This is a genomic window from Sphingobacterium sp. JUb56 (assembly GCF_014191365.1).
Classification (GTDB): Bacteria; Bacteroidota; Bacteroidia; order Sphingobacteriales; family Sphingobacteriaceae; genus Sphingobacterium; species Sphingobacterium anhuiense.
This window is the reverse complement of record NZ_JACHWL010000002.1, coordinates 1-16,490: the sequence shown is the minus strand read 5'-3', so window position 1 is coordinate 16,490 and position 16,490 is coordinate 1. Positions and strand designations below refer to the sequence as shown.

The 16,490-nt window shown below is 35.8% G+C and carries 12 protein-coding genes, 1 tRNA gene and 1 pseudogene; 4 read left to right on the top strand and 10 right to left on the bottom strand.

The window, feature by feature from the left end; genetic code table 11:
- Window positions 1-40: 40 nt before the first annotated feature.
- Window positions 41-601, bottom strand: a complete 561-nt coding sequence (locus FHR29_RS19780) for an RNA polymerase sigma-70 factor (protein ID WP_183916767.1) — start codon at window positions 599-601, stop codon at window positions 41-43.
- A gap of 319 nt (window positions 602-920) precedes the next feature.
- Here FHR29_RS19780 and FHR29_RS19775 point away from each other — a divergent pair, with 319 nt between their 5' ends.
- Entirely contained in the window at window positions 921-1,715 is a 795-nt protein-coding gene (locus FHR29_RS19775; RefSeq protein WP_183916765.1) for an HAEPLYID family protein, read from the top strand.
- Between the two features lie 75 nt (window positions 1,716-1,790).
- Here the strand turns inward: FHR29_RS19775 and FHR29_RS19770 are convergent, their stop codons facing one another.
- Window positions 1,791-2,972 carry a glycosyltransferase gene (locus tag FHR29_RS19770; RefSeq protein WP_183916763.1) on the bottom strand — a complete coding sequence of 394 codons (1,182 nt, stop codon included), beginning with the start codon at window positions 2,970-2,972 and terminating at the stop codon, window positions 1,791-1,793.
- A 505-nt stretch (window positions 2,973-3,477) separates the two neighbouring features.
- Window positions 3,478-3,550: transfer RNA gene (locus tag FHR29_RS19765), tRNA-Ala, on the bottom strand.
- A gap of 487 nt (window positions 3,551-4,037) precedes the next feature.
- Here FHR29_RS19765 and FHR29_RS19760 point away from each other — a divergent pair.
- Window positions 4,038-7,148 (top strand): TonB-dependent receptor, encoded by a 3,111-nt coding sequence (locus FHR29_RS19760; protein ID WP_183916761.1) that lies wholly within the window; start codon window positions 4,038-4,040, stop codon window positions 7,146-7,148.
- 31 nt (window positions 7,149-7,179) lie between these two features.
- On the top strand, window positions 7,180-8,670 hold the full coding sequence (locus FHR29_RS19755; protein WP_260291215.1) for a RagB/SusD family nutrient uptake outer membrane protein: 1,491 nt from the start codon (window positions 7,180-7,182) through the stop codon (window positions 8,668-8,670).
- A 126-nt stretch (window positions 8,671-8,796) separates the two neighbouring features.
- Here the strand turns inward: FHR29_RS19755 and FHR29_RS19750 are convergent, their stop codons facing one another.
- Window positions 8,797-9,627 (bottom strand): hypothetical protein, encoded by an 831-nt coding sequence (locus FHR29_RS19750; RefSeq protein ID WP_183911718.1) that lies wholly within the window; start codon window positions 9,625-9,627, stop codon window positions 8,797-8,799.
- Between the two features lie 247 nt (window positions 9,628-9,874).
- On the bottom strand, window positions 9,875-10,639 hold the full coding sequence (locus tag FHR29_RS19745) for a helix-turn-helix domain-containing protein (RefSeq protein WP_132845053.1): 765 nt from the start codon (window positions 10,637-10,639) through the stop codon (window positions 9,875-9,877).
- Window positions 10,640-10,726: 87 nt separating this feature from the next.
- Between FHR29_RS19745 and FHR29_RS19740 the strand changes: the two genes are divergently transcribed.
- Window positions 10,727-11,872 (top strand): multidrug effflux MFS transporter, encoded by a 1,146-nt coding sequence (locus FHR29_RS19740; RefSeq protein ID WP_183911719.1) that lies wholly within the window; start codon window positions 10,727-10,729, stop codon window positions 11,870-11,872.
- 295 nt (window positions 11,873-12,167) lie between these two features.
- Here the strand turns inward: FHR29_RS19740 and FHR29_RS19735 are convergent, their stop codons facing one another.
- The 5 genes and pseudogenes from FHR29_RS19735 to FHR29_RS19720 all read right to left on the bottom strand — a co-directional run.
- Window positions 12,168-12,533 (bottom strand): PleD family two-component system response regulator, encoded by a 366-nt coding sequence (locus FHR29_RS19735; protein WP_183911720.1) that lies wholly within the window; start codon window positions 12,531-12,533, stop codon window positions 12,168-12,170.
- A 4-nt stretch (window positions 12,534-12,537) separates the two neighbouring features.
- Window positions 12,538-14,037: a PAS domain-containing sensor histidine kinase gene (locus tag FHR29_RS19730; protein ID WP_132845049.1), complete on the bottom strand. Its 1,500-nt coding sequence runs from the start codon at window positions 14,035-14,037 to the stop codon at window positions 12,538-12,540.
- 913 nt (window positions 14,038-14,950) lie between these two features.
- Window positions 14,951-15,256: a YdeI/OmpD-associated family protein gene (locus FHR29_RS26680; RefSeq protein WP_311732309.1), complete on the bottom strand. Its 306-nt coding sequence runs from the start codon at window positions 15,254-15,256 to the stop codon at window positions 14,951-14,953.
- Window positions 15,257-15,330: 74 nt separating this feature from the next.
- The gene (locus FHR29_RS26675) at window positions 15,331-15,531 is read right to left on the bottom strand and encodes a hypothetical protein (protein WP_260292285.1); all 201 of its coding nucleotides are present in this window, start codon (window positions 15,529-15,531) and stop codon (window positions 15,331-15,333) included.
- 228 nt (window positions 15,532-15,759) lie between these two features.
- A pseudogene (locus FHR29_RS19720) lies at window positions 15,760-16,490 on the bottom strand (NAD(P)-dependent alcohol dehydrogenase); the annotation flags it as partial.

The following is a 16,490-nucleotide window of genomic DNA, read 5'->3' as shown; positions in this document are numbered from 1 at the left end:
TAGTATATACGGGTGGTAAAGACGAAAAGACGATGGGAACTTAAAATATTCTTAAAAAAATTAAAAGCGCAATAGAATCCTTCATATGGGCTATGAGGTATTGTCTCACAGATTTATTTGCTTTGACCAATTGATCGCGGACGGTATTGACTGAAATACCCAATTGATCGGCGATTTCCTGATTATTTAAAAAAGCTTCTTTGCTCAATAGAAAAACCTCTAATCGTGCTTTGGGAAGTTTACCGATTGCTTGTTTGTATAGGTTTTCTAAGTCTTTATAAGCGATTGACTCTTCATTTGAATTGTCTATTTCATTGTTTTTGTTCGCATCTGTTGTGCTGTAGTCCAAGCGCACTTTGACTTTACGAAGTTCATCAAAAACAAGATTTCGGGAAGCAGTGTATAGATAAGCGCGCATATTACCCTCTTCATCCAGCGTATCCCATTTATTCCATAATTTTGAAAAAACCTCCTGTACAAGATCTGCAGCCATTTCTTCATCTTTAAAATGCAAAAAGGCATACTTGAAAACTTTGTCTTTATAGGTTAAATAGAATTGTTTAAAATCTAAGGCTTTATTCTTAATGGCTAACATCCCCATATTCTCTCACTCTAATATTACTGCAAGTTTAGTCACAATTTTAGAAAAGAAAAAATGATCATCGTCCTAATGTGTTTTTAAGAACCATTTTTAAACTGCCGAATAAGAGCTACTTAGTGCTCATATGACGTCAGTATTAAGGTGGTGTTAAATTAAGATCATGTTTTAACCTATGAAAAAGCTTACTATCACTTCGACATTATAATTTATGAAGAGCAATTTTGATATAAGTGAAAAATTTCAGATAAGGACAACATAAAATTAGAATTCCTAATTTTTTCCTAAATGTGCCTATAAGTTTGTTTAAAACATTAATATCATGAAATTTATATATACACTTTTATTTTTCCTATTCGTTTCCAATTTTTTATTTGCACAAGAAACCACAATACCTAAGCCAGCAAAAGTAAAACATGCAGAACCACTCTATCTAGACCTCATGCGGGATCTTGGCGCTAGAAAAGGCGAAGCAGAATTTAATGTAGGATATGGTACTGGACGTTTCAAAAATAAAGTTGAGCATAATGCTTTTATCGAATACGAGTGGGCTGTTGCCAATCGTCTGGGACTGGAAGTTGAAGTTCCTGTACTATTTGCAAAAGATAATGTAGGACAAAGAACCAATCATATAGAAGGTTTAAAATTAGGAACACAATATACGTTTCTGGTAGATGAGAAACACCAGACTTCTTTGGCTATCGGGTATGTGCATGAAATGGAATTTGGCCGTTCAAATCCAACTGTAAGAAATACACCTCTTTTTGATGGTTTTGTATCATCACCCTTCTTTATAGCAGCTAAGAATTTTAATCAGATCAGTACCTTGATTTATACAGGACCTGAATTTGAATATCACTTTAAAAAGAAAGAAATGGAAACCAATTTTGTATTAAATGCAAACGTGCATTATATGGTTCCCAATTCAAGTCATTATATCGGTATTGAAAATGATATGCGTTTGGAGCATGGTCATTTGGAATATATCATGAGACCTCAGATGAAGCTCGCATTATCTCCGAATTTTGCAGTAGGTTTAGTATGCGGTGTTCCGATAAAATCAAAAGAGTTTCAAATGGATTTTATGACCAGATTAATTTGGGAACCAAAGTTTTAAGCCTACCAGCCTTGTTTTATAGTTTCTTTATATATTAAAAAAGCCTCAGTATTGTAATATTGAGGCTTCGGTTTCTTATGCTTCTCTTCTTATATCAAAAGATATGTAATTTTCAAAATACTCCAATGATCTTATGGGAGTAGTTCGGTTGCTCAACAGTTCTAGATAATTTTTTGCCATCAATCTCCATGTTGATAGTTCTCCAAAACTTTGCGCTTTGAACCGATACCAAGCCAATAATCTTGGGGAATGATATAAAAGACTGATGTTTTCGCGCATCGCTTCTATATCATCGAAAGGTGTGAGTATGCCTCGGTCATCGATCAATAAATCCTTAGCGTGCCAATAGGGAGTAGCAATAACAGCTGTTCCAGCTCCAACTGCGAACGATAGTGTTCCACTACTTGATTGTTCCTTATGTTGATAGGGAGATACATAAATATCGCATGCTGTAAGATATTCTTTAAGCTGCTCATCAGATAAAAACTCATCTACAAATACAACTTTATCCTGTAATTCTAATTGTTCGACCAGATTTTGTAATTCATAACGATAGGATTCCCCTTCACTTGCCAATACATGAGGATGTGTCTTGCCGACAATAAAGTATTTAAAATCTGGTAAATTGAGACCTACCAAAGATTTAATGGCATATTCCAAATTTTTACTCCGTCTTATTAAGCCGAAGGTCATCATCATAAAATGTTGCTGTAAGCCTAATTTTTGTTTCGCTAGCCCTTGGTTATAATCAAACTGAGGAACCCCATGTGGAATCATTTTAATCTTTTGATGATCCTGATTGGGAAAAATCTCTTTCAAAATTGTACACCCTTTGGGCGAAAGAGAAATGACCTGCTTTGATTTTTTCAGCAGTGATTCCATGATTTCTTTTTTCCTTAAGGTTGGATCTTGTATTATAGTGTGAAAAACCGTTATTAATGGTATATTTAAGTTATTGATCAGGTTATTGATGAAAATTCCGTCAGCACCACCAAAAATTCCAAATTCATGCTGTAATATGCAATAGTCATATTCTTCATTAATGATGCACGAGGCTTGAATATAACTATCCACTCGATCTTTATCAATAACAAATCTTACTGAACTGTCAAATTGCTCTTTACCCAGTTTACATACTGCAATAAGGTCGACTGTAACATCTGGATCGAGTTCCATTCCTTGCTTCAGATCATTTGTGAAGGTTGCCAGTCCACATTGTTGGGGAGGGCAGGTACTAATAATGACTATCTTTTTCATATTACTGCCACTAATTAATGTTATTTTCTTCCTGCTCAACAGGTATATCCAAAATCGCCATCAATAATAAGTAGTATCCCCTGTCTAAGCCCATTTCTTTTGCTTTTTGATCGATATGCTCCATGATATATTATATAAATAAATGCTACGTTATTTTATGCAGATTGTGAATCAAAAGATGTACCTAAAACTTGTTTTTATGTACATAACCGTAGTTTTTAGGTCAGTTAAAGTAGATTATTACTTATCTACAGTACTAAGCGTAGAGCGTGCGTATTTGTACGGGCACATAGAAATATTCTTGTTTTTAGCGTTGGCTGATACGGATTGGTTTGCTTTTGTTCTGAGGTAAAAAGCGAGATTACCATGCAAGAAATAGATAATTAAATATAATTTGCTTACAGGTGGTCGATAATTCAGCAAGAATGAATGTGGTCATTCATTAAATTTATTTATAAAAAATAAAAAGGCTTATACATAAAAATATGTATAAGCCTTTTTAATGTGGAGCATATCGGAATCGAACCGATCACCTCTTCACTGCCAGCGAAGCGCTCTACCAAATGAGCTAATACCCCAGTATGTCGTAAGACAGGACCAAGATAGTACTTTAATATGAAATTCAAAACATCGGCGTTCTAATTTTTTCATTAAGCTCTGTATTTTTTATTAGAATAGCTAGAGTAAGAGACTATTTTAGTTTATGCAGATTTAAAACTGTTTATTTTACATAAGTTAATTTATTGTATTTGAGGGTAATAATCTGTTTTCTTTATTTTTTAACCATAAATTTTTGATAAGTGAGATTTCATAAAACCTCAACTTCGGACTATTATGTTCTTGTTAAATTTTGTTAAAAAATAATTACTTGAAAATGAGTGATTTGCTGATTGAATTTCTATTTTAATAGAAAAGACTACTAAATCTATATATAAAAATATTACTTTTGCCACATAATAAAGACTACCTAATTAGTAGACTATTGATTTTCAATAAATATGAATAAAAATAGTGTCTATGTTATATGCTTTATAAGTGCAGTATTAAAATTCTAAACAGTATTACATGCAGTTAACAAACAAAATTTTTCCATTAGTAGCCACGGTATTAACCGTATCAAGTGTGAGCCAGCTCCAGGCACAACAACGCAATGTACAAGGTAAAGTTACAGATGCCACAACAGGAAAAGCACTAGCTGGAGTCAATGTTGTATTCACTGGACAGACTAGGGGAACAACAACCAATTTAAATGGCGAATTTACACTTCCTGTACAACAGGTTACCGACGCCACTATTGAGTTTTCCTACATTGGTTATGAGTCACAACGGGTAAAAGCCGATGGTTCTAATCTGACTGTCGCTTTGCAGGTCACCAGTCAAAACCTTGATGAGGTTGTTGTAGTGGCTTATGGTACTTCTAAGCGTGCGAATATTACCGGTTCAGTCAGCACGATCAATGCAAAAGCAATTGAAAATAGACAGGTATCCAGTATTTCTAAAGCTTTGGAAGGTCAAGTACCCGGTTTACAGTCGGTCGCATCTTCTGGTCAGCCCGGTACCGATGCGGCGATCAGAATCCGCGGTATCGGTTCTATCAACGCCTCCAGTTCACCGTTATTTGTCGTGGACGGAAATCCATTTTCAGGAGATATCAACTCGATCAATCCCAATGATATTCAATCCGTTTCTGTTTTGAAAGATGCTGCTTCAAGCGCCTTATATGGATCTAGAGGTGCTAATGGTGTCATTATCATTACGACAAAAAGTGGTAAGTCTTCTGAAAATACGACGATCAATCTCAATTTTACCCAAGGTTATTCTGGAAGAGCGGTTCGTGACTACGATCAGGTATCTACGGATGATTATTTCCAAATGTATTGGGAGGCACTTCGTAATAAAAACCTTTCAAATGGCTTGACAGCCGCGCAGGCAGCAACAAATGCGACGAACAGTGTTATAACTGATCTGAATAAAAATCCATATGGGTCGGCATTTCCGCAGCCGGTAGGACTGGATGGGAAATTAGTTCCAGGAGCAAAAGCATTATGGAATGATCCATGGACCGATGTTTTGCAACGTACAGGTGTGCGTACACAAGGAGATTTAAGTTTCAGTGGTGGTGGTCCTAAAAATACCTATTTTATGTCCGGGAGTTATTTGGATGATCAGGGTATTGCAATTGAATCAGGTTTCAAACGGTATAATGTACGTGCCAATATCGATGGAAAGATGAAATCCTGGTTAAATGCAGGTCTCAATATAGCAGGTAGCAGTACACAGCAGAAATATCCGCAATCCGAAGATAGCAACACCGCTAATATTATCAATTTTTCCCGCTTAGTACCTTCTTTTTATCCTTACTACGAGCGTGCAGCAGACGGTTCTTATGTGCTGGATGAAAACGGAAATAAAATATATGATTTTGGACTTTACCGTCCGAGTGGCGCTACTCCAAAGAACAATCTGGCAGCTTCACTGCCTTTAGATAAAAATGATATCCGAAGAGAAAATGTTGCCGCTAGAGCCTACCTTGAGGCTGTTTTTTCAAAAGATCTGAAATTCCGATCTACTTATAGTCTAGACTATATCAATAGTAATACCCATAATTATACCAATCCTACGGTTGGTTTTGGTGTCGATACAAAAGGATCTGTGTCCAAATCCAATGTACGAACAGTAGGACAAACTTGGAACAATATTTTAACGTTTGATAAGCAGTTTGACCTACATCACTTGAATGTATTGGCAGGTCAGGAATATTATGATTTCAACAGTTCCAATATGAGTGGTAGTCGTCAGGGATTTGTACTTCCAGGATTTTACGAACCGGTCGCAGCGTCGCAATTGAATAATTTTACAGGATCTAGCGTCGATTACAGCTTATTGAGTTTCCTTGGACGTGCCGAATATAACTATGATAACCGTTATTATTTCTCGACCTCATTACGTACCGATGGATCATCCCGTTTTGCACCTGAAACCCGTTGGGGAACTTTCTGGTCAGTGGGCGGTTCATGGAAAATTGCGCAGGAAAATTTCTTGAAAGATGTTTCAGCTCTTAATCAGTTAACCTTGAGAGCTAGTTATGGAGGCCAGGGTAATGACAACTTGGGAACTTACTATGCTTACCAAGGCTTATATACTATTTCCAATAGTTTAGGTGAAGGCGGAACGGTTACAAGCCGATTGCCAACACCAGATCTGAAATGGGAGACAAACTTGAACTTTAATGTGGGTTTGGATGTTGCTGCTTTTAAAAATCGAGTTTCATTAAGTGTGGAATATTTTAATCGCCAAAGTAAAGATCTGTTATTTACAATGCCGATGCCTTATTCGAGCGGTTATTCAGGTTATGATGCCAATATTGGATCACTTCGAAATAGAGGATTCGATATCGATATACACACGATCCCAGTACTGACTGAAAACTTCAGATGGAACTTGGATGTGAATCTATCTCATTATACCAATAAAATCACCTCGTTGCCAAATAATAACAAAGATATCATTACGGGCACACGTGCATTACGAGTTGGTGGTACGATCTATGATTTCTTTATGCCGGAATGGGCGGGTGTAAATCCTGAAAATGGATTACCTCAATGGTATGTGGCCGATCAGGACGGGAAAAAAACAGATCAAAAAACATCTGAGTATACTAAAGCTGGATTTTTTGATGCCGGAAGCTCATTGCCTGATTTAATAGGTGGTGTAAGCAATAGCTTTAGTTATAAGAATTTTGATTTATCTGCTTTGGTCAGCTTCAGTTTAGGTGGACAAGTATTGGATAACGATTATATCCAGTTGATGCATACCGGAAATAATGTGGGAAGAGCGTGGAGTGTTGAAATGTTGAATCATTGGACACCAGAAAATACAGCTACAAACGTCCCAAAGTTGACCACAGATAATTTAAACTGGACTTCAACCTCCACACGCTTTTTATATGATGCAACGTATGCGCGTTTAAAGAATGTGAGTTTAGGCTATAGTTTACCTGGAGATTTAATCCGACGAATTGGACTCGGTAAATTACGCGTATTTGCAACAGCAGAAAACTTGCTAACTTTTTATGGACATCAAGGAATGGATCCGGAGCAGACATTAAATGGAGCTACTTATTTCCGGTACCCGGCTATGCGTACCATTTCAGGAGGTTTACAGCTTGTTTTTTAATGTTTAGGCAATCATATAAAAATAAAACAGTATGAATATGAAATTAAAATCTACCTATATACTTTTGGCAGTTTCCTTACTCGGTACATCTTGTAAAGATGTCTTGGACACGAATCCGACAACTGCCGTCGCTGAGTCCGAGATTTATAAAACGACCGCGAATGTTGAAACGGTTATTAATGGAACTTGGAAATACCTCAATGATACGTTTTTCACGTATGCCAATCCGGGCTACTCAGCTATTTTGCGTACCAGTGATGCCATGGGGAGTGACGTTGCTTTGACGACAAAATACGGATATCGCGATGCTTATACATTTTCAGAACTCAATAATAACCGATCTTACCGCATTAACTCTTTCTGGACTTTGCTTTATAAAGTCATCGATAATGCCAATAATGTAGTGGCTAAAGTCGATGGGGCTGAAGGCAGGATAGAAGATAAGAATCGGTTAAAGGGACAGGCAAAAGCACTTCGTGCATTTGCTTATCTAAATCTAGCCTCTTTTTATCAGTTCAGCTACCAGAAAGATAAAAATGCGTTAACAGCACCGATTTATACTGAACCAAGCACCACAGCGACCAAAGGAAATCCGCGAGCAAGTCTACAGCAACTTTACGATCAAATTTTAAGTGACTTAAAAGATAGCCAAACACTTCTTGAAGGATATACCCGTACCGAGAAATATAAGATCAATCAGAATGTAGTTCAAGGTTTATTGGCACGTACCTATCTGCAGGTGGGTGAATGGAAGCTAGCAGCTGAGGCTGCAGAAAAAGCAAGAAGTACTTACAATCTTATGGGTGCAGCTGATTATCAGGCAGGGTTCAATGATCTTGGGAATTCAGAATGGATATGGGGACATAAGCAGACTACTGAACAAAGCAATGCTAGTTATACCTTCCATTATTTAGACGTATCCTCCGATGCATCTTATTATTTCAGCTTTATGGCAGATCCTTATTTTAAGAATTTATTTGACGAAAGCGATACGCGCTACAGTTTATTCGAGTGGGATCCATTGGCTGGACGTGAAGGGTTTTTAAGATATAAAAAATTCAAATTTAAACCCAACGTGATCGGAGATATCGTATATATGCGTTCTTCCGAGATGGTATTGATTGAAGCCGAAGGTTATGCGCGCGCAGGGCTGCAGGACAAAGCCATTGCTGCATTAAACACATTGCGTACAGCCCGTCAAGCAAAACTTTATGATGTGAGCCAAGGGAAAAACTTAATTGAAGAGATCTTGATAGAACGACGTAAAGAACTTTGGGGAGAAGGCTTCGCTTTATCGGATATTATTAGAACGCAAGGAAAAGTACAGCGTAAATTGTTTATTGATGAAACAGGTAAACCAATCCAGGTTTCGATCAAAACAGCAAATGGAGGTACTAAACTTGTTAATGGACAGGGACATCGCGTAGTGAAATTTCCGGATGGATCTAATTTCGTCGCTAATAGCCCATATTATCTATTCACTATTCCAAACGAAGAAATTGTTAGAAATCCTAATTTATAATATGAATTGCTTTTTAATAAAAATAGGCCTCTTACAGTAGTAAGGGCCTGTTTTTTTATTACTTATTTCACGCTCATTTTTAATCTTTCTGATTACATAATATTATATACTTTCAGTCAACTATAATTATTTTAGAGGTACTCGTTTGGCTAATGTTTTTAATGCTCCTTTATAAGAATCGACTCCGCCAAGAAAAGGTTTTCTTGTGTCCGAAAACAGTTGCCTTCCAGTCGCATCATAAATAGTCATTAAAACTTTTGTGTCATAATTTGTACTGGTGTAGCTGTTGTTTGATTGGACAACAGTACCCTTCGTTTTATTATCTTTTTTCTTGTCATCATAAGATGCTACCCCAGATCCATAGCTGAATGTTCCTTTATTTTCAATATCATAAACCCCTAATACTACATAATCTACACCTAATAGTTTTGCTAATTCTTCCGGTGTATGATTGGCAATATCAGCGAGATTAATACCTGCTTTAGAAAGGGTAGCGTTGGTCGTCCTTGAATCTTGCATCTGAATAGAAAGTGATCGTGATCTCAAAGCATCGACACAGGCCTGCTGCACTTCCCGTCTCATCACATCGGTGGTAAGACCTTGGTCATTACTGGCAATTTCAAATGGAATAACAGCAAGTCTGTTCCCGCCCTGTATAGCGCTAGATTGTAATGCTGTTGCATTTACTGTACTGCTGGGATTACCAGCTGACCTAAAGGATTCTTCTCTTCCATTGGCAAATACAATTTTATCAATTAAAGATTTTTTAAGTTCGTATTGTAACTCCTCACCGGTATAAGAAAACTTGATGATTTCGTCCCCAATCGTGATGACTTTTCCTTTTTTCTGTCCACCGTCCATCAGATAGATGACATCTTCTTTTTGCTGTGCAATAGTTGTGGTGGCGCATATCAGTAAAGTGAAGAGATAAATTGTAAATTTTAAAATGTGTTTCATAGTCAAGTTAGATTAATTTTGCCTGCTTATAATTTGCTATCGTAAATATTGCCTGTTAAGCGAGCTTAAAAGATTAACAAATAGCCATTAGAAATGGTTTTTAATCTATCAAATTATCTGATTCAAAACAGAAATGCAATGGCTGGAAAAGCAGCTTAAAAGAGTTAAAAGAAAATTGAAAGAGGTCATTACATTTTGACATCAATAGGTTGATCTACTAAGTCTTTTGGCTCTTTTAGATTTAAAATTATAAATATTGATTTGGCGTTTTTCGCAGATATTTTTTAAAGAATTCTATAAATGCACTCGGGCTAGAAAAATCTAATTCATGAGCCGTCTCGTTCACATTTCTACCATTGGTTAATAATTCTATTGATTGATGCAGCCTCCATTGTTGCCTCCAGTCCTGATAAGACATGCCTGTTTCTTTCATAAAAATGCGTCCAATTGTTTTTTCAGTTATCCCGATTTCTAACGCAAATTTCTTCATTAGCGGAGGTTTTGACTTCCCTATATTCCATTGGTCTATATAGGGTTGAAATCTTGGATCCGATGGCTCTACTAAAGTTAAGTTTTCACGGGATGCGTTCTGAAATTCTTCAAAAAAAACAGCTGTTATATTTTTCTGATTGTTCCAGAGCATATCCCAAGGCCAATACGATATGCGTTCAATAACCTCTCGTAATAAAGGGCTGATATTCATAATTATTAGTTCATCGGGTAAATTTTTAAACTTACTGGGATCAAAATATATAGAACGATAAGCGACTGTATTTCTAATCGTAACGCTATGTAATACATTTGGTGGAATCCATGCCGCCATTGTGGGCGGTAATAAACTCTGTGTACTATCTGTTCGTATTGACATGCATCCGCTTGGAGCATATAATAGTTGGGCTTTTTGATGTTTGTGGCTTCCTGAATCATGAGCATTCAGTTCTGACGCAATACCAATTACAGCAGCATCTATTTTGTCGGGATCAAAGTAATCATCTTTAGCTATGTATGTCATTGTCTTGATATTGATATTTTTTGTCTTAATACCAATAACAAGATACGATAAATCATGTGTTATTTTGCAAAATAATTAAAGTGAAAAATGAAAAATAAACCAAATTTAATGCTATTAATCATCTTGATTATGTTTCCACAATTTGTCGAAACAATTTATAGCCCTGCATTACCCGGTATCGCACAAGCTTTTCAGGTAAGCAATCAGCAGGCGTCGTTAACCCTATCATTTTACTTTATTGCTTTCGCATTTGGTGTAATCTTTTGGGGCATATTATCCGATATAATAGGGAGAAGAAGTGCTATGATCTGGGGACTATTTTCTTATGCAATTGGAGCTGTTATGGCACTATTAACCAGGGATTTCAATATGATATTAATCGCTCGGGTAGTCGCTGCTTTTGGAGCTTCCGTAGGTTCTATTATAACACAGACTATCCTTCGGGATGTATATCGAAAAGAAGAACTTGGTTACGTTTTTTCTATTATTGGAATTGCGCTCTCTTTAAGTCCTATTATCGGTTTTATAACAGGAGGTTATATGACTGAAAGCTTTGGATATCAGGGTGTATTTATGGTAGTTTTGTTAGTTGCGGTATTGTTGTTAATCAATGCTATTAAGTTTTTGCCTGAAACAAAAGCGCCTATTAAACAAGACCGTCCGAAAATTGGAGCAGTTTTGAGAGAATTATTAAGTGATCGGATGATCTGGTTAAGTGCACTATTGGTAGCCTTATTCAATATCATGTTATTTAGTTACTATTCTCTAGCCCCATTTATATTTGAGCACTCCGGCTATAGTCCTACACACTTTGGATATAGCGGTATCGTACTTGCCATTGGTTCATTAGCTGGGGGGGTACTGAATAAAAAACTTATTCATTTAAATTTTTCTGCATATAGATTGATTTATATTTCATCGGCGATTTCTATAATCGGTGCAGTAGGCACCTTTATATTGCAGGGCAGTCTATGGTTTTTATTTCCCATGCTTTTCATACTGATTGCATTTAGTATTGCAATACCCAATATATTAAGTCAGGCACTTATTAAGTATAAGGATGTTGTTGGAACTGCGGGAGCCCTCTTTGGATTACTCTATTATACACTTATCGGTTTAGGTCTTACAGTATCAGGGTGGATTCAAGATTTTGGTTTAGTTCTTATAATTTCGTCTATATTAGCCATATTATTTGCTGGCGCATATAAAAAATCCGCCTCACGCACGCATTAGCACTATTGAAAAAATAGTTACTTTTGGCCCATATCAGATCTAGTCAAGTGAATAAATTATTATGAAGAAAATAGCTTTTTTACAGATACACATTTAGGTCAGTAAGTTAATGTAGTACATGACGGTTTAGGTTCTGAAAAAATGAATTATCGGCAAGAGCCAGATACACATAAAGAAAATTTCACTAAAAAGATTTTGAATATTGATCACTGCATCAGCTAAAAATCATTTCATTGGCATGTCCAGTGAATGTTCCTATATCTAACATCGCGATTATCAAAATTGGGTTTTACTATTAATTTGACAATAAATTGTTCACTTCCGATATGATTTCGTTGAGATCAAAAGGTTTTGCTAGAAAGCTGTCAGCTCCCGCTTCCATGGCGATCTTATTTCCATCTCCACTCGCAGATATCACAATAACAGGTAACTTTTTTATCTCCGGATTATCCCGAATTATTTTTAAAATCTCATCCCCCGGTAAGATGGGCATCCAAAGGTCCAGCAATAGCAGATCGGGCGATTGCATTAAAATTTCATTAATAATATGAATACTATTGATCTGTGGCAAAACCTCAAACCCTTCAATCTCCAGTAACATCTGGAGCACATCAAGTATTCCTTGATCATCATCACAAATCATTATCTTTTTCTTATCCATAGCATTAATTTTTTATGACCGGTAACGTAAAATTAAAGGTCGATCCTTCGCCAACTTCACTCTCTACCCATAACGTTCCTTTATGATTCACGATAATTTCATGAGAAACATATAGTCCGATTCCTAATCCGGGATATTTCTTTTGAATATTACTTGCTCTAAAAAACCTTTCAAAGATTTTGATCTTATCTTGGTGGCTGATACCCATTCCAAAATCTTTAACCGAAATTTTTACAAAATTTCCGACAGTATTGATGTAAACTTCGATATTTTTAGATCCTGGAGCATACTTGATTGCATTTGAAATTAAGTTGTTGAACACCTGTAAAATCTGCATTTCATCACCAAGTACAGAGGCATTTGTACATCCGGAAAATGAGATCTCATACTCAGGATTAACAACAGATAGGTTTTCAATTGCTTCTTTTATAGTTTTATCAATTTCAAAAGGTTCTAGATGTAGTTCTATATTGCCGGAATGAATTTTTGATGTGTCCAGTAATTTAGAGATCAGCTTATTTAGTTTTTCAATATATATAGAAACTTTATCAAGAGAGGTTGTGAACTGATCTGGGTTTTTAGCAGGATCCATACGCTGAAGTAGTTGTATCAGACTTTTTATTGTCGTTAACGGTGTCTTCAGTTCATGGCTTGCTATAGAAAGAAAATCATCTTTTCTGCGGTCCAACTCTTTTTTATCTGTAATATCCTCTATAGCAATGAGTATTCTATCCTTGTACTGTCCTTCAAACTCTATTCTATAAGCATTAAGAAGCATCACTTTTTTTCCAATATGTTGAAAATGATGCTCGACTTCATAATCGGTGACCGGATTATTTGTTGGCAATATTTTCGTTAAGAGATCTTTTAAAGTATCAATGTCCCATTGATGGTTTCCGAGTTCGAAAAGTACTTTCCCGACAGTCTCTTCCTGAGTCACTTTAAATGAACTTAGGAAATGATTATTGGCGCTCAAAACAACATAGTTCGAATCGAGAACTAATAAGCTTTCCCGAACCGTTTGAATGATACTGGATAAAAAAGCTTCTTTTCCCATCAGCTCTTTCGTGCGTTGCTGTATTTTTTCCTCTACAGATGATTTCTCTTCACGCAAATCATACTCTACCTTTTTCCGATCTGTTACATCATTTTGCACTCCGATAAAGTGGGTGATCATTCCATCATCATTTTTAACAGGAGATATGAACAGTTCATTCCAGAACAATTGACCATTCTTTCGGTAGTTTCTAATTTCAACCTTACATTCTTTCCCATCTCTTATACTTTCTTTAATAAGTTGTCGCTCAGCTTGCGATCTGTCTTGTGCTTGTAAAAAGCGACAGTTGTGACCTATTATTTCATCCTTGTTGTAGCCAGATATTTTTTCAAACGCGCTGTTACAATATATGATAGGATTATCGGGCTGCAAATTATCTGTGATAATAATACCCGAGTTTGCCGAATTTAAGGCTTGAAGATATATGTTGAGATTCTCATTTATCATAAAATTTATTTTCGTTACATGAAGTCTTTATCAGGATGTGTAGACTTCATTTCAAAATATATTAATTATAGAATCAATTTTACAAATACTATGCCTTTACAAGCAACTTATTTTTTATAATTTTCTACAAGCGGATCATTTACGGTGCATTAAACCTTCCCGATAATCATCTTATTTAAAGATGCCTTACCATCATTTAGTGGACTTTATTTAGGTTTTAACGGTTAAAAATAAGTGAATTAAGTTTTTTATATCCATCCAATGGAAAGATAATTTATAACAAATTAGCATTGTCGATCAAACAGTATTTTTTGAATGAATATAACGTAGTGTTGTAGTAATAAACCGTAGAAATTCGTGAAGGCTAGGTATTTTTTGATTGTTCTTTACATGCCATAAGGAAATACGAATTTATTACATTTCGTTGTTAAAGATGATTTAAAAATGATGTTTTAATTGCGTTGGAAATTTAATTCCCTGCTCTATGTAATTTATAAATCGATCTTCTTGTTTAACTTATACGTTCAGCGTTCATCTCCAGGCCTTTGTCACAAATTGAATAAAATCAAAAGGGCCTAATTTTCATTAGACCCTTTATCTTGGCGTTCAACTGCACAGTAATTTTATGTTTCTTATCGTTTCCTCTTTTTGTTTCATCATCCAAATGGTTTTGGGACAATTGGACTTTATTACTGTACTACGTCATTTATCGTTTTATACTTAATTAAAAGTATGTTTACTACTGATTTGTACTAGATGAACACCTGTCTTCAGAAAAAGTTCAAATAATTTTAAATATTTTTTATTTTAAGGATTTTCTAAATTAATTACACATATTACTTGTGTGCCTTTTTGTATATCATAGAAAGTATTCCGAATATCCAACCAGATATTTTTAAAAATTATAGCTGTTCTATCGAAGGTGTTTCGGCTTTAAATTTTGTTCTGCTGATTCGACGATTTCAGTAATTCTTTTTTGTCGCACCTGCGGTTGTCTGGCAAGAACAATCCATTGTAAAATAGCTTTCTTTACTGATTTGCTTAAACTTACATAGAATGCTTTAGCATGAGATTTAGTTGCAAATGCGACTTCCAGATCTTTTGGAATAATCAATTCTTCCACCTCATCCAGTAATATCCACGAACCATTTTCTTTTGCGATTTCTATGCTCTTATGACCAGCATCGTGCATCAGTCCGCTGTCAATAAGGTCGAGCACTTTTTGTTTATTGATTTTGGACCAAGTGCTTTTAGGTTTACGTTTACTAAAATATTGATGAGAAGTTTCGTTGTCTACAGAAATCTTTTTACTGTCAATCCATCCAAAGCAAAGTGCAACATCAACCGCCTCACTCCAGGTAATCGATTTTTTTTCAGAACTTTTTTATGAAAAACAATCCATACAGCCTGTTTTGTCTGATGGTTTTCCATTAACCATTCGCGCCAGGCTCTACTATCAATAGGATAAAATATTTCTATTTCTTGCATCATCATTTAAAACGATTGTTTCAGGTTCTATTGCTCCAATATCGAGCGACTTATTATACCTTAAATGTAAACATAAACTTAATTGTACAGTTGCATTTTATTTGAAAATAGAAAAAATGATGATTAGTCGCATTGTTTATACCTAAAACTCTTGCTGATTAATACATTATAAATCAGCAAGAGTTGTTTCATAAGAGGTACAGTTTATGTAGGTAAAGCAGTATCTGTTATTGATTATAGCGTTGCCATATCAATGACAAAACGGTACCGAACATCACCTTTTTCCATCCGCTTATATGCTTCATGAATATCTTTAATATCAATCAGTTCAATATCTGATACAATATTATGTTCAGCACAGAAATCTAACATTCCTGCGTTTCTTTAATACCGCCTATACCCGAGCCGGCTAGACTTTTACGTCCATCCAGTAGTGCAAATGGTGGTATTTGAGAAGGAACTGCAGGAATTCCAACACAAATATGAGTTCCATTTGTGCGTAGGAGAGACAAATATGATGCGATATCATGTTCTGCACTGACGGTATCTAATATAAAATCAAATGTTCCTTTAGCCGCTTCAAACTGTTCAGGATCTGTTGTTACAACAAAATGGTGGGCACCTAATTTTTTAGCATCAGCTTCTTTTTTAGGTGAAGTACTGAGCACCGTAACATCAGCACCAAATGCCACAGCAAATTTCACTCCCATATGGCCTAAGCCACCTAATCCTCAAATAGCCACTTTGTGACCTTTTCCCACTTTCCAGTGGCGTAGGGGAGAATACGTAGTTATGCCAGCGCATAATAAAGGGGCTATTGCAGCTAAATCTAACTTATCAGACACATGTAGAACAAAATCTTCGTTAACGACAATTGTTTTAGAATAACCACCATAAGTAGGCATACCATCCGTGTATGGATTTACACCATTGTATGTTTGTACGTTACCATTTTTACAATACTG